The sequence below is a fragment of the Pseudoflavonifractor sp. MSJ-30 genome (genome assembly GCF_018918045.1).
In the GTDB taxonomy this organism is placed as follows: Bacteria; Bacillota; Clostridia; order Oscillospirales; family Oscillospiraceae; genus Faecousia.
Genome location: NZ_JAHLPU010000040.1, coordinates 1 through 16,485, shown reverse-complemented (window position 1 = coordinate 16,485; position 16,485 = coordinate 1). Strand labels below are relative to the sequence as shown.

Genomic DNA, 16,485 nt, shown 5'->3' with positions numbered 1-16,485 from the left:
AAAACGCGGCGGGCTGATTCAGCGTGCTTTATTCTGCGGCTTCCGTTAGCCGCCGGGCCATGCGCAGGACCCTCGTTGCGTTCAGCTCCAGCTGGTAGCGGGGGAGCTCACCGGAGCGGACCATGGCCATACAGCGGTCGTAATCCGCTTTGCTGCCGGGCATGAACAGGTCGCCTCCGGCCAGCGCAACCTTTCCGGCGTTGGGCATGGGGTAGCGCTTGCTGTTGTACATCAGGCTGCCGCCGACCACCCAGTCTGTCATGACAATGCCCTGAAAGCCGAACTCCCCCCGGAGGATGTCCTCTGTAAGCTCCCGGCTTTCAGAGGTATGGACACCGTTGATCAGGTTATAGGAGGTCATAACGGCGCAGGGCTGGCTTTCCCGGACGCACAGGCCAAAGCCCTTCAGATAGATTTCCCGCAGGGCCCGCTGGGACACGTTGCTGTTGTTATTGTAGCGGTTGGTCTCCTGATTGTTGGCGGCGAAGTGCTTGATGGTAACGCCGCGGCCCGGATGCTTCTGTACGCCGCGGGTGATGGCAGCCGCCGTCAGACCGCTGACCAGGGGATCCTCGGAGAAGTATTCAAAATTCCGGCCGCAGAGAATGCTCCTGTGGATATTCAGGGCCGGGGCCAGCCACAGGTGGATGCCGAAGCGCTCCATCTCGTCACCCACGATGTCGCCGCAGCTCTCCGCCAGGGACAGGCTGAAGCTCTGGGCAATGGCTGTGCCGATGGGGATGGCGGTGGCGTAGCGGTGCTTGACCATGGAACCCTTGGGCAGCTTTTTCTGCCTGCGCATAGAGGAACGCACCGGGGCGGGCAGAAGATCGATCATGGTGGGCAGCATGGCGCTGCTCAGGCTGTGGGCGCCTTTTTTATCTTCATAGTAATCCCGGGCCAGGCGGACGCCGGCGGGACCGTCGGCCATGATGATGGCGGGGAAGCCTTTGGCTTTCAACTGGGAGGTGGTCTCTCCGGCGGTGCCGGGGATGGTGAAACCGGAATCGCCCACCACACCGGAGCGGTCCTTCAGCTTGAAGCCGCCGATGTTCAGAAATACCAGCTCTTCATCCGTCAGTGCCTGAACCATGGGGTCCGGCCGCAGAGTCCTGGTATCGGAAAGGGTTTTTGTGGGGATGGACTCAGCGTCCAGTACATAGACAGGCAGCCCTTCGGGAACGGGCTCAGGGCCTTCCGGCTTCCAGTCGGAGAAGTCCGGCTTGCCCAGCAGATCCTTAGCCTGCAAGGTCACCACCTCATGGGTCAGCCGCAGCAGGGCCATGGGCTTGCACTTCCGGGAGGAATTGCCGCAGCGCAGCACATAGTCGCCCTTTTCCAGAACGTAGGCGCTGCGTGCCTCATCGAAGGACGCCAGATCCGACATTTTGAAGCGCAGTTCCATGCGGCAGCTCTCGCCGGGTGCCAGTTCCCGGGTCTTGCCGTAGGCGGCCAGAGCCTGTGCGGGCTGATCCAGCGCGCCCCAGGGACTGGAAAGATACAGCTGCACCACTTCCTTGCCGGAAAACGCGCCGGTATTGCGCACCTGAGCGCTGACGGTGACCTGCTCGCCTGCCAGAGTCACAGCCCCCGGCTCCAGCCGGAAATCCGTGTAGCCCAGACCAAAGCCAAAGGGAAACAGGGGCTTTACATGGGCCGCGTCATAGTAGCGGTAGCCCACATAGATGCCCTCTTTATAGTGGGTCTCTTCTTTTTCGCCGAACTCCGCCTGGGGGCAGAAGTCGCCGCCGCGTACCCAGGAGGTGGTCAGCTTGCCGCTGGGGTAGGCTTCGCCCAGCAGAATATCCGACAGGACCGCGCCGGTCTGCACGCCCAGCTGGGACAGCAGAAGAATATCGTCCACATCCTGGACAACGGGGGACAGGTCTACAGGGCCGCCCACGTTCAGAACCAGAAGGAACACCGGGTACATTTCCTGCAATGCCAGAATATCCCGCTTTTCGCTTTCACTGAGCAGCACATCCCCGGGGACAACCTTCCGGTCGCTGCCCTCGCCGGAAATCCGGGAGAGAACGTAAACGGCCGTGTTGCACCGCTGCTCCAGAGGAATCTCGTACTCCGGCTCCGGCATGACGGCGCCCATGCCCTCGATCAACGGCGAGGTGCGGTGCTTCCGGGCGTCCGATCTGATCTTTTTGAGAAAAGCGGCGTAGGCATCCTTCCGGACGGCATCATAGCGGTCCAGCCAGTCTTTGGTCAAAATCTGAAAACCTGCCCGGGAAAGGCTTTCCTCAATATTGAGGAAAGAACGGGAATTCACCTCGCCGGAACCGGTGCCGCCCTTGACCGTATGCCGCGCGCCGCTGCCGTAAAGCGCGATTTCACAGGGGCCCGGAAGGGGCAGTTTCCCGCTGCGCTTCAGAAACAGGGTGCATTCCGGTGCCAGAGCACGCAGCTGCTCCAGATGCTGCCGTTCGTAGTCCAAAAGCTGATTTTCCATACAGAGTCCTCCTTTGCGGCCTTCCTTTTTCTTCATTATAGCAGAAATTCCAAAAGACGCAATGCAGAAATGGGAAATTTTCTGTGAATTGCACAGAACCGAAAAAGGCGAGCGCTGCGAGACACCGAAATATTTCTTAGGAAATTTGCACTTTTCCGAAAAATAAGGTTGAATTCTGATTGCAGGCGTGTTATGATATCTTTGTATCGATATGGGCGTATTATGCGCCGCGGATACCCCTTCCGCAAAACAGACGGAGGGCATGTTCCCGGGAACGTTCCCGGGGAGGAAGACGCAGGGGGCATTCCCCAAAAAGGAGTAAAAAATATGGCAACACCACGTACCATTGCCGTTGCCGGCAAAGGCGGCGTCGGCAAGACCACGACCTGCGGCATGATCATTGACTACCTTTGCCGCCAGAAAAAGGGCCCCATCCTGGTGGTGGACGCCGATGCCAATTCCAACCTCAACGAGGTTTTGGGCGTAGAGGCCGATGTGACCCTGGGGCAGATCCGGGAAGAGATGGCCCACGCCGAACAGACCGGCTCCATTCCGGCCGGCATGACCAAGGCGGATTACGCCGAAATGCAGTTCAACAATGCCCTTATTGAAGAAGACGACTTCGATATGCTGGTCATGGGCCGCACCCAGGGCAAGGGCTGCTACTGCTATGTCAACGGCGTTCTGAAGACCCAGGTGGACAAGTACGCAAAGAATTACGCTTACGTTGTTATGGACAACGAGGCCGGTCTGGAGCATGTGGCCCGGGGGACGCTCCCCAAGGTGGACGTCATGCTGCTGGTTTCCGACTGTTCCCGCAGAGGCATTCAGGCTGTGGCCCGGATCGCGGAAATGATCGAGGAGATGAACCTGAATCCCGGCCAGATGGGCCTGATTGTCAACCGCGCGCCCGGCGGCGTGCTGGAACCCGGCGTTCAGGAGGAGATCGATCGTCATGGGCTGAAGCTCTTCGGCGTTCTTCCTCAGGACGATGGCGTTTACCGCTGCGACTGCAACGGCGAACCTTCCGCCAAGCTGCCCGATGATTCTCCCATGAAGGCCGCCGTCGGCCGCCTGATGCAGAATCTGGGCCTGTAAACAGACATGGATACTCGAAGCAAATGCTTCTTTTATCATTCATAATCTATTAAGGGGGATATTGTAATGTCTTTCGAACCTAAGAAGCAGCCCTACCGCGGCAAGATCAATGCCGTGACCCTGGGCACCGGTGATAAGGCAGTTGTCATCGGCGGCCAGAATGTGCTGCCTTTCTACACCTTCGATGCGCCCATTGAGCACGCACCGAAGATCGGTGTCGAGATCTCCGACCTGGCCAGCGAGTGGAAGTCCGCCGGCCTGAGCGAGTTCTACGCCGGTTGCACCACCATGGTTGACTACGCCAAGAAGGCGGAGACCATGGAAGGCGCCGATTTTCTGTGCCTGCACTTTGAGTCTGCCGATCCCAACGGTGTGAACCGCTCCGTTGCCGACTGCGTGGCCGATGCCAAGGCTGTTGCCGATGCCGTGTCCATGCCTATCGTCATCATGGGCTGCAAGAACATCGAGAAGGACGGCGAGCTGTTCAGCAAGATCGCCGAAGCTCTGCAGGGCAAGAACATTCTGGTTCTGTCCGCCCGCAGCGAGGACTACAAAACCGTCGGCGCTTCCGTCGCTCTGGCTTACGGCCAGAAGGTGGGCGCTGAGACCGCTGACGACATCAACCTGGCCAAGCAGCTGAACATCATGCTGAAGGGCCTGACCGTTTCTCCTGAGTCCATCGTGATGAACGTCGGTACCGCCGCCGTTGGCTACGGCTATGAGTACGTGGCCTCCACCCTGGACCGCGTCCGTCTGGCCGCTCTGGATCAGTCCGATGCCGACCTGCAGATGCCCATCATGGCTCCCGTCTCTCCTGACAGCTGGAGCGTGAAGGAGTCCACCGCTTCCGCAGAAGATGAACCCGCCTGGGGCGATCAGGAAGAGCGCGCGATCGGCATGGAAGTTGCCACCGCCTCCGCTGACCTGACCGGCGGCGCCGACGCTGTTATCATGCGTCATCCCGCTGCTGTCGCGACCATCAAGAAGTTCATCAACGAGCTTGTTTAAGCGGAAGGAGGATACATATCATGGCTTTGAAAGGTCTGGACATTTTTAAGCTGTCTCCCAAGAAGAACTGTAAGGAGTGCGGCAGCCCCACCTGTATGGCATTCTGCATGAAGGTGGCTCAGGGCGCTATTTCCATTGACAAGTGCCCCTACTTCTCTGACGACGCAAAGGCAATGCTGAACGAGGCCACAGCCCCCGCTATGAAGACCATTACCTTCGGTAAGGATCACAAGCTGGGCGGCGAGACCGTCATGTTCCGTCATGAGAAGACCCTGGTCAACAAGAACCTGTACTCCGTGCCCGTTTCCACCTCTATGACCGAGGCGGAGGTCGACAAGAAGCTGGCCGACATGGCCAAGGTCGACTACGAGCGTATCGGCGAGCGGATGTATGTGGAGACCATTTTCGTCCGCAACGAGGGCACCGATGCCGCCGCTTACGCCGCGCTGGCTCAGAAGGCGCTGGCTACCGGCCGGGACCTGATTCTGGAGTGCTGGGATGTGGAGTGCGCCAAGGCCGCTCTGGCTGCCGTGAAGGACTCCAAGCCCATTCTGGACGGCGCTACCCCCGCCAACTGGGAGGCTATGAACGAGGTTGCCAAGGAGAATGGCGTTGTTCTGGGCGTTTGGGCTGAGAACATCTCCGATCTGTATGACACCGTGAAGAAGCTGGAAGCCGCCGGCAACAAGAACCTGGTTCTGGATGTCACCGGCAAGACCGGCAAGGAGACCCTGGCCAACGCCGTTCTGGTCCGCCGCACCGCCATCAAGGACGGCGACCGCAGCTTCGGCTATCCCTCCATCGTGAACCTGAGCAAGATCTGCGGCGGCGACATGCATCTAGAGACCGCTTATGCTGCCATGTTCACCGAGAAGTACGCTTCCATCATTGTTCTGGACAACATGACCTACGCCCAGGCTCTGCCTCTGTACGGCCTGCGTCAGAACATCTTCACCGATCCCCAGAAGCCCATGAAGGTGGAGTCCAAGATCTACCCCCTGAACGGCGCCGACGAGAACAGCCCCTGCGCGCTGACCGTTGACTTCGCTCTGACCTACTTCCTGGTTTCCGGCGAGCTGGAGCGTTCCAACCAGCCCGTGAACCTGATCATCACCGATGCCTCCGGTATGTCCGTTCTGACTGCCTGGGCTGCCGGTAAGTTCTCCTCCACCTCTGTGAAGAAGACCTTCGCCGACCTGGACATCGAGAACAAGATCAAGAACCGTACCCTGATCATCCCCGGCAAGGTTGCCGTTATGAAGGGTGAGATTGCCGAGAAGCTGCCCGGCTGGAACGTGGTTGTCGGTCCTACCGAGGCCGTTCAGCTGCCCAAGTACATGAAGGATAAGGAGTACGAGGCCGCTGCCGCCGCCGCTGCCGCCGAGGCCGCTGCCAAGGCCGCTTCCGCACCCAAGGAAGAGGTCAAGGAGCTGTCCTTCGAGGAGCTGCTGGCTACCAAGGTGCCCGCCATCGAGAAGGTGGACATGGGTGTCAAATACAAGGGCTACAACCCTGAGTCCAAGACCTTCGTCACCATCGGCGAGCGGATCCACTGCATCTCCCCGGTTATCCGCAAGGCTATGGACGAGCGGGATCCCGCGCCTATCCTGAAGCGTGCCGCTGAGCAGATTGCTGCCGGCGCTACTTACCTGGACGTCAACATCGGACCTGCCGAGAAGGATGGTCCCGAGCGTATGATGTGGGCCGTCAAGCTGCTGCAGGAGAACTTCGACAACGTGCCTCTGGCTCTGGATACCGCCAACAAGAAGGCTATCGAGGCCGGTATCAAGGTTTACAACCGGACCAACGGCAAGCCCATCGTCAACTCCGCTGACGCCGGCTCCCGTATCTCCTACATCGACCTGGCCGCTGCCAACGATGCGATCTGTATCGCTCTGTGCTCTGCCGACGGCATCGCCAAGGACAACGAGGAGCGCATGAAGCACTGCCACAATATGCTCGAGCGCGGCATGAGCCTGGGCATGGATGCTACCGACCTGTGGTTCGACCCCCTGTTCCTGGTCGTCAAGGGCATGCAGGACAAGCAGATGGACGTTCTGAACGCCATCAAGATGTTCGCCGACGAGGGCCTGAAGTCCACCGGCGGTCTGTCCAACAACTCCAACGGCGCACCCAAGACTCTGCGGCCCATCATGGACTCCGCTCTGGTTGCCATGGCTATGATGCAGGGCCTGACCTCTGCTATCGTCAACCCCTGCGACCTGCGCCTGATGGAAACCATCAAGTCCTGCGATATCTTCAAGAACCACGTTCTGTACTCCGACTCCTATCTGGAGCTGTAAAAGCGGCGTGATTCGCGTGTAACTTTCCCGGCGGGGGAGGGGTTTTCCCTCCTCCGCCTGCTTTGCGTTTCCGGCACACTTCGGCTTGCATAATTGACAGTTATGGTGTCCCATACGGGACGGATTTGAATCCGTATTGTGAATTGTCAATTCCTTTCCGCGGCTAGTGCCGATTTGTCAAAAAACCCCGGTGCGGGCGGCAGAAAACGTTCTGCCGCCCGCACTGTGATTTTGAAAAGTCTTAACTTCTGCCGGGATATCCGAAAAAAATCCGCAGGGGCTGCAAACCTGCTGCCCCTGCGGGTAAAATCTATTATCCCCGGATCCTCGGCAGGTTCCAGCGGAAGCGGGCGGCCAGGCAACGCAGGGCGATGACCAGACAGAAGCCCAAAAGCATGGAGGCCCGTTCCCCAAAGCCCAGACTCAGCACCATCAGGATACCCCCGGCAATGGCGGCTACGGCATAGACATGCTTGAGAAAAATGTCCGGGATTCGGCTTGCCAGCACGTCCCGCAGGGTGCCGCCGCCCACGGCGGTGAGAAAACCCAGAAAGACCAGCAGAAAACCGTTGCTTTCATAACCGCACTGGATGCCTACCATAATGCCGTCTACGGTAAAGGCGGCAAGGCCAAGAGTATCGAACCAGAAGAGCATCCGGTCATATACCGGCCCTGCCCATTTGGGCATTTTCTTGTGCAGATAGCAGAGAATGAACACAATCACTGCCACAACGGCGGCTATGCTGACATACAGAGGGTTCCGGAACATATTTGGCGGGATATTCCCCACCACCAGATCCCGCATAACGCCGCCGCCGCAGGCCGTGGTGACAGCCAGAACGATGATGCCGAACAGATCCATCTTCTTTTCCACACCGATCAGCGCACCGGATATGGCAAAGGCGATGGTGCCGATGAGATCAAAGAGAATTACGAGTGATTCCGTCATATTTTGAATTCCTTCTGCGCTTAATAATATGCCGAAATAGTATACACGCTTTTGGGGAGATTGGCAACAGAAAAATCAGAACGTCACTGTGATTCTGGTTCCCTGACCCAGAGTGGAGTTCAGGGTGATTTTTGCGTTGTGAATCTGGGCAATGTGTTTGACGATGGCAAGGCCCAGACCGGTGCCGCCGGTTTCCCGGGAGCGGCTCTTGTCTACCCGGTAGAAGCGCTCAAAGACCCGGTCTTTCGCATCCTCCGGGATGCCGATGCCGTTGTCCTCCACGATCCAGACGGCGTGTCCGGATTCTTCCTTGGCGGTGACCTGAACAAAGCCGCCCTCCCGGTTGTAGCGGATGGCATTCTGCACCAGATTCTCCAGCAGCTCCTTCAGAAGCTCCCGGTCACCCGGAACGGTGGCCTCCCGACCAAAGCATTGCAGGCTCACCCGCCGCTGCCGGGCGGGGACCTCCAGATCGGCGCAGACCTCTTTGGAAAGGCTCAGCAGCTCCACACTTTGGGGCTGGGCGGGGGATTGGGTGCTGTCCAGCTCAGAGAGCTGGATGATGTCATTGATGAGATTCAGAAGGCGGGCGGCGTTTTTACGGATTTCTCCGGCAAAACGCAGCTGCTGATCTCCATCCACCATTTTGTTTTCAATCAACTCGGCATAGCCGGAAATGGCGGTAAGAGGCGTTTTCAGCTCGTGAGACACATTGGCTGTGAAGTCCTGTCGGCTTTGGGCGGCGGAGAGGATTTTCTCGTGCTGGCTGCGGATCTTCCGGGCGAAGGGCTCCAACTCCTGATAGACCGGCTCCCGGGCAGGCTCGTCCAGGTGCTCAGCCATGTCCTCAATGGGAGCGATGAGCTGGGCGGTCAGCAGATGGCCCAGCAGCAGACACACGGCAAAAATCACCGCCGCGACGGCCAGCAATACGGGCACCGCCGCCAGAAAAACGGAGCTGATGGAGCGCGCGTCCACGGCCAGCCGCAGCACGGTGCCGTCCGATAAACGCAGGGCGTAATAAAAGGTGTTCATATTGAAGGTGTCGGAATTGCGGACGATCTCACCCTCGCCGGTCTCCAGGGCGTGCTGAATCTCAGGCCGGTCGGCATGGTTGGGAAGGGCAGAGGCGTCCGCCACATCGTCATAGAGCACGGTGCCGTCGGCATCCACCCAGGTAATGCGCACCTCGTTGTTTTTCAGCAACGGAGTGCTTCCGGGGGCAAATTCCCCGGTCTGCTCCAGCAGCTGAGCGGTCAGCCGCAGATCCCGGCCCACCTGCTGGCGGAAGAGATCATAATAGACCTTTGTAACCCCAAGGGTGGTCAGCAGCAGGGCAACCAGAGCGATAAGCCCCAGGCGCAGATTGATCTTTTGCTTCATGGGAATGCCTCCTATACGAAATGGCTCCCCATTCAGGGGAGCCATAAGAGATATTATGCCTCCGGGTTGCTCTGCAGTACGTAGCCCACGTTGCGGACGGTACCGATCTGGTGGCCGCAGGGGCCCAGCTTCTGCCGCAGGGTCTTGATGTGCATATCTACGGTTCGGGTCTCGCCCTCAAATTCCGTGCCCCAGACGAAGCGCATGATGGCCTCCCGGGACAGAACCATTTCCGCGTTGATCATCAGATACCGCAGCAGCTCGTATTCCTTATAGGTCAGCTCCACGCTTTTGCCCTCGGCCAGCACCACCCGGCGGGCGTTGTCCAGCTGGATGCCGCCCACCTGCAGCTGCTGGGCGGTTTCCTCCGTGGAGCGGCGCAGCAGGGCCTTCACCCGGGACAGCAGCTCCATAACGGAGAAGGGCTTTTTGATATAGTCGTCGGCTCCGTCGTCCAGCCCCTTGACCATGTCCATCTCCGAGGTTTTGGCTGTGACCATGATCACGGGCAGCCGCCTTGTGGCGGACTGGCTGCGCAGACGCTTTACGATATCGCAGCCGTTTTCGTCCGGCAGCATCACATCCAGCAGCACCAGGTCTGGCAGAATGTCGTCCAGGGCCCGGTAGAATTCCGAGGCACGGCCAAAGGATTTGACCAGATAGTTGCTGTTTTTCAGGGCGATGGTCTCAATCTCCCGGATGTTTTCGTCATCTTCCACTACATAGATAAGTGCCATAGTTATTCTCCTCAGGGAAGCAGGTATTCCTGCCGTTTTTTCGCGTACTCCCGCCGGAACCAGGGGTCGCTGCCCTTGGTGGTCAGGTTCAGATATTCATGGGTGTCATACTCATCCGCGTGGACCTCGATAAGGCATACGGCCACATTGGAGCAGTGGTCGGAGACCCGCTCATAGCCTGTCAGAATGTCCTCCAGAATCAGGCCCGCCTCCAGAGAGCAGGCTCCCCGGCGCAGACGCTCAATATGCCGCTGCCGCATTTCCAGGCTCAGGGAATCGATGACCTCTTCCAAAGGCTCCACGGACTTGGCACGCCGGGTGTCGTCCGCGGCAAATACGGAGACTGTCAGATCCAGAATGTCTCCTACAGCCCGGCTGTAGACGGCCAGCTCGCTCCGGCTGTCAGGGGACAGGCTCAGGCCCTTGTCCCGCAGCTCCTGGGCAGACTCAGCCACATTGATGGCGTGGTCCGAAATGCGCTCAAAGTCGTTGATGCAGTGCAGCAGGATAGAAAGGGTCCGGCTGTCCGCTTTGCTCAGATCCCTTCCGGAGAGTTTGACCAGGTAGGTGCCCAGAGTGTCCTCGTAGCTGTCGGCTTCCTGCTCCATGGCGATGACGGTTTGCAGGTCTTTTTCGGAGAAGTTCACCAGCAGTCCCATAGCCAGCTGGAAGGAATTTCGGGCCAGATCCGCCATGTGATCCACGGCTTCTTTACACAGGTTCATGGCAAAGCCCGGACGGTCCAGAAAACGCTCGTCCAGAGCTTGCAGGGCCGCGGGACGGGTATCGGTTTGGGTATCCTTGCCGTCGGGGATGGACAGAGTAGCCAGCTTTACCAGAATATTGGAGAAGGGGAACAGAACGATGGTGCAGCCTACGTTGAACAGGCTGTGAATCACGGCGATATCCGCCGCGCCGGCGGTCTGGGCCAGGAAGGGGAAGTGCAGGAAGCTGTTCAATGTATAGAATACCACAAGAAACAGCAAAGTGCCAATTAAATTAAAATAAAGATGGATGAGGGATGCCCGCCGGGCGTTTTTGCTGGCGCCGACACTGGAAATGAGGGCCGTGGCGCAGGTGCCGATATTCTGGCCCATGATAATGGGAATGGCGGTGCCGAAGCTGACAGCGCCGGTGACGCACAGCGCCTGCAGGATGCCGACGGAGGCGGAGGAGGACTGAATAATCGCCGTCAGCGCCGCACCGGCCAGGGTGCCCAGAATGGGATTGGAGAAAGCGGTCAGAATGCCGGTGAACTTCTCATCCTTGGCCAGAGGGGACACGGCGGAGCTCATGGCCTCCATGCCGAACATCAGAATGGCGAAGCCCACGAGAATGGTGCCGATGTTCTTTTTCCTGTCGTCCTCCCTGGCGGTCATAGTGAGGATTACGCCGATGGCGGCCAGCACAGGGGAGAAGGAGCTGGGCTTCAAAAGCTTCAGAAAGAGGCTGCTGCCCTGGATGCCCGTCAGGGACAGCAGCCAGGAGGTGACGGTGGTGCCGATGTTGGCGCCCATGATGATGCCCACGGCCTGGGACAGATTCATAATGCCGGAGTTGACAAAGCCGACCACCATGACGGTCGTGGCGGAAGAGGACTGAATGATGGCCGTCACCATCAAGCCCAGAAGTACGGCCATGATCTTCTTTTTGGTCAGCTGCTCCAGAATTTTTTCCAGACGACCGCCGGACAGCTGTACCAGCCCGTCGCCCATGGCGGACATGCCGTATAAGAACAGGGCAAGGCCGCCCACCAGATTCAGAATCCCGAATATATCCATATTTTACAGCTCCTTTACGTTTCTGGCAATATCTTACCGGGGCCGCGTAAAGCCCAAAGGGGGGATAATGTAAAGCGAATGTAAAATTTCCTGTTTTTACGGAGACTTTACGTTCAATGTGTTGCGGCTTTTACCTGATGGGGGTAAGGTATTGTCAGAAAGAAGGAAATGCCATGAAAAAATTTTGGATGACACTGGACGAAAAGAATTGGAACGCTGAACGAAAGTATCAGGTCTGCATCTGGACGCTGGCCCTTTTGGGGGCGGCTCTGGGCGGCCTGCTGTGGCTGGCTCTGTCGCCCGTGGCGCTGGGCACCCTTGACTGGTGCGCTGTCTTCCTGGGAACGCCTGCTCTGCTGGCCCCCATCGCCGTGTTTCTGTACGGCTGCCGGCATCCGTTCCATTGAAAGGAACGCCTCTGATATTGCCCGTTTCTTCTCATGTTTTCTCCATATACAGACAAGCACCCTCCGCTTTTTGAAAGGCGGAGGGTGTTTGCCTGTCTCGTATCCCCCCGGGGGGCTTCCGCTGCAGGCAGATATTTGGTATATTATCGGAAGACAACTGCCTGCCGCATGGGGCAGTGGAAAGAGAAGGAATACACAAAATGACAATGGATGATCTGGAGCATCGGGTCGTGCGCTACTGGACGGCCCGGTCCCATGACTTTGGAGCAGTACGGAAAAACGAGTTGGGCAGCGCCATGGGGCGGCGGTGGCTGGAGGAATTGGAGAATCATTTACCAAAGGACAGAACGCTGGACATTCTGGACGTGGGCACGGGTACGGGCTTTTTCGCCATCCTGATGGCAAAGCTGGGGCACCGGGTAACGGGGATCGACCTGACGCCCGCCATGCTGGAAGAGGCTTCCGCTCTGGCGGAGCATCTGGGGCTTGCTATCACATTCCGGCAGATGGACGCGCAGAACCTGGATTTCCCGGATGAGAGCTTTGACGTGGTGCTCAGCCGAAACCTTACCTGGACCCTGCCGGAACCGGAGCAGGCCTATGCCCAGTGGTACCGGGTGTTGCGGCCCTGCGGGCTGCTGCTGAACTTTGACGCGGATTACGCCGAAAATATCCGCAGTGAGAGTACCCAGAACTGCTCCGTGGCCCCGGACAGTCCCTATGGCCATGTGGGCATGACCGAGGCACTGGTGGAGGAGAACAACGCCATTACTTTGGCAATGGACCTGGGCCAGAAGCGGCCGGCCTGGGATGAGAAGAAACTGCGGAAAATCGGCTTCACCGTCTGCCGGACGGACCTGACTCTGGGACGCCGGGTGCTGGGGGAGGCAGACCTGGTGAACGCGCCCATGTTTGGCATCCTTGCACAAAAATAACATCCCCCCGGGGGGCTTCCGCTGGCGAAGCCCCCGTGGTACACTATAGGCAAAGATGAAACGCCCCACGGGAAGTGAGGCGTTTTCTATGACCAGGGGAGACGGGGGATGGCGTATGCGATTTGCGACCTATGAGGAAGAGAATATCCACTACTGGACCCATCGGGCGTCCGGCTATTCCGGAGTCAATCAGGAAGAACTGGCGTCGGATCAGAAAACCGTCTGGGGGGAGTGCATCGCCGGCCGCATTGCGTCCCGGTTTCCCGGCAGAGCGCCGGAGAGCATCCGCATTCTGGACGTGGGCACCGGCCCGGGCTTCTTCGCCATCATCCTGGCAGAGCGGGGCTATCAGGTAACGGCAGTGGACTATACGGCTTCCATGCTGGCCGAAGCCCGGCGAAACGCGGGTGTGCTGGCGGGGAAAATCGACTTCCGGCAGATGAATGCGGAGGAGCTCCTCTTCGCCGACGGCAGCTTTGACGTGCTGGTTACCCGGAACGTGACATGGAACCTGCACGCCCCGGAGAAGGCCTACGGCCATTGGACCCGGGTGCTGGCACCAGGGGGACTGCTGCTGAATTTTGACGCCAACTGGTACCGCTATCTGTGGGATGAGCAGGCCCAGCTGGCGCACAGCGCCGACCGGGAGAATCTGTCCCGGTCGGATGTCCGGGACGAGACCGCCGGAACGGATGTGGACGCCATGGAACGCATTGCGAGGCAGACGCCCCTGTCCATGCGGCATCGCCCCGACTGGGACCTGCGGGTGCTGGAAAAGCTGGGCCTTCAGGCAGCGGCGGACGAGCAGATCTGGAAGCAGGTCTGGACCCGGGAGGAGCGCGTCAACAACGCCTCCACCCCCATGTTCCTGATAGAGGGCCGTAAGCCCTGGCTGTGGGAGAACTGAAAAGCAATACAAAGGGGGTGCCGTCCGGCACCCCCTTCGCGATAGACTGAAATCAGAGATTCTTCACCATCAAAGCCCGGATGGCATTCAAAACGGCCAGAACCATGACGCCTACGTCGGCAAAGATGGCGGCCCACATATTGGCGTAGCCAAGGGCAACCAGCAGCAGGCACAGCAGTTTTATGCCGATGGCAAAGACGATGTTCTGGTGGACAATGCCCAGACACTTCCGGGAAATCTTGACGGCTTTGGAGATCTTCATGGGATCGTCGTCCATGAGAACCACATCCGCGGCCTCAATGGCGGCGTCAGAACCCATGGCACCCATGGCAATGCCGATGTCCGCGCGGGAGAGGACAGGCGCGTCGTTGATGCCGTCACCGACGAAGGCCAGCTTGCCCTTTCGCTCCTGAGAGAGCAGTGCTTCGACTTTGGAGACCTTGTCGCCGGGCAGCAGCTCGCTGTAGACGGTGTCAATGCCCAGCTCTTTGGCGGTAGCCTGGGCCACGGCGTCAATATCACCGGTGAGCATAACGGTCCTGGTAATACCGGCTTTGCGCAGAGCCTCCATGGCGGACTTGGCGGTGGGCTTCAGCAGGTCGGAGATCACGATGTGACCGGCGTAAGCGCCGTCAATGGCCACATGGACAATGGTGCCGGTTTTGTGACAGTCGTGGTATTCCACGCCCAGCCGTTTCATGAGCTTCCGATTGCCGGCGGCAACGGTCCTGCCGTCTACCCGGGCGGTGACGCCCTCACCGCTGAACTCCCGGATGTCCGATACACGGGAACGGTCCAGGGGCTTTCCATAGGCGGTTTGCAGGCTCTTGGAGATGGGATGGGAGGAAGCGCTTTCGGCCAACGCGGTGTACTCCAGCAGTTTTTCTTCTTCCAGAGTATTGTGGTGGACCGCTGTGACCTCAAAGACGCCCCGGGTCAGGGTGCCGGTCTTGTCGAAGACCACGGTATCCACTTGGGAAAGGGTTTCCAGATAGTTGGAGCCCTTCACCAGCACGCCCTCCCGGCTGGCCCCGCCGATGCCGGCAAAGAAGCTCAGGGGAATGGAAATGACCAGGGCGCAGGGACAGGAGGTGACCAGGAAGGTCAGGGCTCGGTAGAGCCACTGGCCCCAGACGGGATCCCTGCTCAGAAGCAGGCTGACAACCGGCGGCAGGACCGCCAGGGCAATGGCGCTGTAGCAGACGGCGGGGGTGTACACCCGGGCGAATTTGGCAATGAAATCCTCAGACTTGGACTTCCGGGAAGAGGCGTTTTCCACCAGATCCAGAATCTTGGACACGGTGGACTCGCCGAATTCCCTGGAGGTGCGGATCTTCAGTACGCCGCTGAGATTGATGCAGCCACTGATGATCTCATCGCCGGGCTTTGCCTCCCGGGGCACGCTCTCGCCGGTCAGGGCAGAGGTGTTCAGGGTGGAGCTGCCCTCTTCCACGATGCCGTCAATGGGCACCTTCTCACCGGGCTGCACCACGATGATGGTGCCGACCTCCACCTCGTCCGGGTCCACCTTTTCCAGAACGCCGTTATTCTCCACATTGGCGTAGTCCGGGCGGATATCCATCAGCTCGCTGATGTTCCGGCGGCTCTTGCCCACGGCGTAGCTCTGGAACAGCTCGCCGATCTGGTAGAACAGCATAACGGCGATGGCTTCCAGATAATCGCCGTTTTCATAAATGGCCAGGGCCAGCGCACCAACGGTGGCAATGGCCATAAGCAGACATTCGTCAAAGGGCTGCCTGTTTTTCAGCCCCTTCCAGGCTTTTTTCAGAATATCGCCGCCGATGATCCAGTAGTCCGCGAAATAGGCGGCCAGCCGCACCCAGCGCCCGGCGGCGCCGAGGATTCTATCAAAGAATTCCGCGCCCAGCAGCTGCAAAATGACCAGCAGCACGGAGGAGACAATAATTTGGGACAGGGTCCGCTTCTGCTTCTTCGTCATGGTTTTTCCTCCTTCTCCGATTTCGAATATTTCGGCTCCCCGGAAAGGGGAGCCGAGTTTGTTTTGCTTACAGGAAAATCTCGCAGTCGTCCTCGACCTTTTTGCAGTTGGCCAGAACATTTTCCATTGTGGCCTTCACATCGGCGCCCTCGTCGAATTCCACGATCATCTTCAGAGCCATGAAGTTGACGGTGCAGTCCTTCACACCGGCAGTTGCCTTGGCAGCATCCTCCATCTTATTGGCACAGTTGGCGCAGTCCACATCGATTTTGTAAGTCTTTTTCATAACAATGGCTCCTTATCAGAATTTGAGTTTAACGATTAAATAATTGTTGAATCGTTCTGGAAATATAATAGCATGTTTTCCCCAAATGTCAAGGGGATTTTCAAAAGTTTTTTGAAGGCGTTATGGCCGTAAGACGGGGCTGTTGCAAAATAGGGTTTTTTGTAGGGGCGGCAACCTGCCGCCCGCTATCTTACGGAATTACGCACTTAATTCTAGCGTTCTGTTCCGAAAGGCAGCGGGCGGCTGGTAGCCGCCCCTACAGGTTTTCTA

General features: G+C 58.5%; 13 protein-coding genes and 1 pseudogene. 7 read left to right on the top strand and 7 right to left on the bottom strand.

Annotated features, from left to right (window positions below; all coding sequences use genetic code 11):
- Positions 1 to 28: 28 nt before the first annotated feature.
- Entirely contained in the window at positions 29 to 2,461 is a 2,433-nt protein-coding gene (locus tag KQI10_RS05990; protein ID WP_216566500.1) for a glycoside hydrolase family 3 protein, read from the bottom strand.
- 327 nt (positions 2,462 to 2,788) lie between these two features.
- Here KQI10_RS05990 and KQI10_RS05985 point away from each other — a divergent pair, with 327 nt between their 5' ends.
- The 4 genes and pseudogenes from KQI10_RS05985 to acsE all read left to right on the top strand — a co-directional run bounded on the left by KQI10_RS05985 (position 2,789) and on the right by acsE (position 6,870).
- Positions 2,789 to 3,559: an AAA family ATPase gene (locus tag KQI10_RS05985; RefSeq protein ID WP_216566499.1), complete on the top strand. Its 771-nt coding sequence runs from the start codon at positions 2,789 to 2,791 to the stop codon at positions 3,557 to 3,559.
- A gap of 66 nt (positions 3,560 to 3,625) precedes the next feature.
- The gene (gene acsD / locus KQI10_RS05980; protein ID WP_216566498.1) at positions 3,626 to 4,567 is read left to right on the top strand and encodes an acetyl-CoA decarbonylase/synthase complex subunit delta; all 942 of its coding nucleotides are present in this window, start codon (positions 3,626 to 3,628) and stop codon (positions 4,565 to 4,567) included.
- A 20-nt stretch (positions 4,568 to 4,587) separates the two neighbouring features.
- A pseudogene (acsC, locus tag KQI10_RS05975) lies at positions 4,588 to 5,904 on the top strand (acetyl-CoA decarbonylase/synthase complex subunit gamma); the annotation flags it as partial.
- A 147-nt stretch (positions 5,905 to 6,051) separates the two neighbouring features.
- Positions 6,052 to 6,870 carry a carbon monoxide dehydrogenase/acetyl-CoA synthase methytransferase subunit gene (gene acsE, locus KQI10_RS05970; protein WP_216566521.1) on the top strand — a complete coding sequence of 273 codons (819 nt, stop codon included), beginning with the start codon at positions 6,052 to 6,054 and terminating at the stop codon, positions 6,868 to 6,870.
- Between the two features lie 313 nt (positions 6,871 to 7,183).
- Here the strand turns inward: acsE and KQI10_RS05965 are convergent, their stop codons facing one another.
- The 4 genes from KQI10_RS05965 to KQI10_RS05950 all read right to left on the bottom strand — a co-directional run bounded on the left by KQI10_RS05965 (position 7,184) and on the right by KQI10_RS05950 (position 11,720).
- Positions 7,184 to 7,819, bottom strand: a complete 636-nt coding sequence (locus KQI10_RS05965; protein WP_216566497.1) for a trimeric intracellular cation channel family protein — start codon at positions 7,817 to 7,819, stop codon at positions 7,184 to 7,186.
- 75 nt (positions 7,820 to 7,894) lie between these two features.
- On the bottom strand, positions 7,895 to 9,202 hold the full coding sequence (locus KQI10_RS05960; protein ID WP_216566496.1) for an ATP-binding protein: 1,308 nt from the start codon (positions 9,200 to 9,202) through the stop codon (positions 7,895 to 7,897).
- 53 nt (positions 9,203 to 9,255) lie between these two features.
- Complete coding sequence (locus KQI10_RS05955; protein ID WP_216566495.1) at positions 9,256 to 9,939, bottom strand: response regulator transcription factor; 684 nt, start codon at positions 9,937 to 9,939, stop codon at positions 9,256 to 9,258.
- An 11-nt stretch (positions 9,940 to 9,950) separates the two neighbouring features.
- Positions 9,951 to 11,720 (bottom strand): Na/Pi cotransporter family protein, encoded by a 1,770-nt coding sequence (locus KQI10_RS05950; protein ID WP_216566494.1) that lies wholly within the window; start codon positions 11,718 to 11,720, stop codon positions 9,951 to 9,953.
- A 173-nt stretch (positions 11,721 to 11,893) separates the two neighbouring features.
- On the opposite strand from KQI10_RS05950, the gene KQI10_RS05945 reads away from it, so the two are divergent.
- The 3 genes from KQI10_RS05945 (at position 11,894) to KQI10_RS05935 (ending at position 13,969) form a co-directional block, all read left to right on the top strand.
- Entirely contained in the window at positions 11,894 to 12,127 is a 234-nt protein-coding gene (locus KQI10_RS05945; RefSeq protein WP_216566493.1) for a hypothetical protein, read from the top strand.
- Positions 12,128 to 12,327: 200 nt separating this feature from the next.
- Entirely contained in the window at positions 12,328 to 13,062 is a 735-nt protein-coding gene (locus KQI10_RS05940) for a class I SAM-dependent methyltransferase (RefSeq protein WP_216566492.1), read from the top strand.
- Positions 13,063 to 13,177: 115 nt separating this feature from the next.
- A complete protein-coding gene (locus tag KQI10_RS05935) occupies positions 13,178 to 13,969 on the top strand; it encodes a class I SAM-dependent methyltransferase (RefSeq protein WP_216566491.1) in 792 nt (263 codons plus the stop codon).
- 52 nt (positions 13,970 to 14,021) lie between these two features.
- Here the strand turns inward: KQI10_RS05935 and KQI10_RS05930 are convergent, their stop codons facing one another.
- Both KQI10_RS05930 and KQI10_RS05925 read right to left on the bottom strand, forming a co-directional pair.
- The gene (locus tag KQI10_RS05930; RefSeq protein WP_216566490.1) at positions 14,022 to 15,929 is read right to left on the bottom strand and encodes a heavy metal translocating P-type ATPase; all 1,908 of its coding nucleotides are present in this window, start codon (positions 15,927 to 15,929) and stop codon (positions 14,022 to 14,024) included.
- Between the two features lie 67 nt (positions 15,930 to 15,996).
- On the bottom strand, positions 15,997 to 16,215 hold the full coding sequence (locus tag KQI10_RS05925; protein WP_216566489.1) for a cation transporter: 219 nt from the start codon (positions 16,213 to 16,215) through the stop codon (positions 15,997 to 15,999).
- Positions 16,216 to 16,485 lie beyond the last annotated feature (270 nt).

Bases quoted from the DNA above. Each gene is read 5' to 3' on its own strand.
- KQI10_RS05990 (WP_216566500.1), bottom strand. From the start codon at position 2,461: ATGGAAAATCAGCTTTTGGACTACGAACGGCAGCATCTGGAGCAGCTG.
- KQI10_RS05985 (WP_216566499.1), top strand. From the start codon at position 2,789: ATGGCAACACCACGTACCATTGCCGTTGCCGGCAAAGGCGGCGTCGGC.
- acsD (WP_216566498.1), top strand. From the start codon at position 3,626: ATGTCTTTCGAACCTAAGAAGCAGCCCTACCGCGGCAAGATCAATGCC.
- acsE (WP_216566521.1), top strand. From the start codon at position 6,052: ATGGGTGTCAAATACAAGGGCTACAACCCTGAGTCCAAGACCTTCGTC.
- KQI10_RS05965 (WP_216566497.1), bottom strand. From the start codon at position 7,819: ATGACGGAATCACTCGTAATTCTCTTTGATCTCATCGGCACCATCGCC.
- KQI10_RS05960 (WP_216566496.1), bottom strand. From the start codon at position 9,202: ATGAAGCAAAAGATCAATCTGCGCCTGGGGCTTATCGCTCTGGTTGCC.
- KQI10_RS05955 (WP_216566495.1), bottom strand. From the start codon at position 9,939: ATGGCACTTATCTATGTAGTGGAAGATGACGAAAACATCCGGGAGATT.
- KQI10_RS05950 (WP_216566494.1), bottom strand. From the start codon at position 11,720: ATGGATATATTCGGGATTCTGAATCTGGTGGGCGGCCTTGCCCTGTTC.
- KQI10_RS05945 (WP_216566493.1), top strand. From the start codon at position 11,894: ATGAAAAAATTTTGGATGACACTGGACGAAAAGAATTGGAACGCTGAA.
- KQI10_RS05940 (WP_216566492.1), top strand. From the start codon at position 12,328: ATGACAATGGATGATCTGGAGCATCGGGTCGTGCGCTACTGGACGGCC.
- KQI10_RS05935 (WP_216566491.1), top strand. From the start codon at position 13,178: ATGCGATTTGCGACCTATGAGGAAGAGAATATCCACTACTGGACCCAT.
- KQI10_RS05930 (WP_216566490.1), bottom strand. From the start codon at position 15,929: ATGACGAAGAAGCAGAAGCGGACCCTGTCCCAAATTATTGTCTCCTCC.
- KQI10_RS05925 (WP_216566489.1), bottom strand. From the start codon at position 16,215: ATGAAAAAGACTTACAAAATCGATGTGGACTGCGCCAACTGTGCCAAT.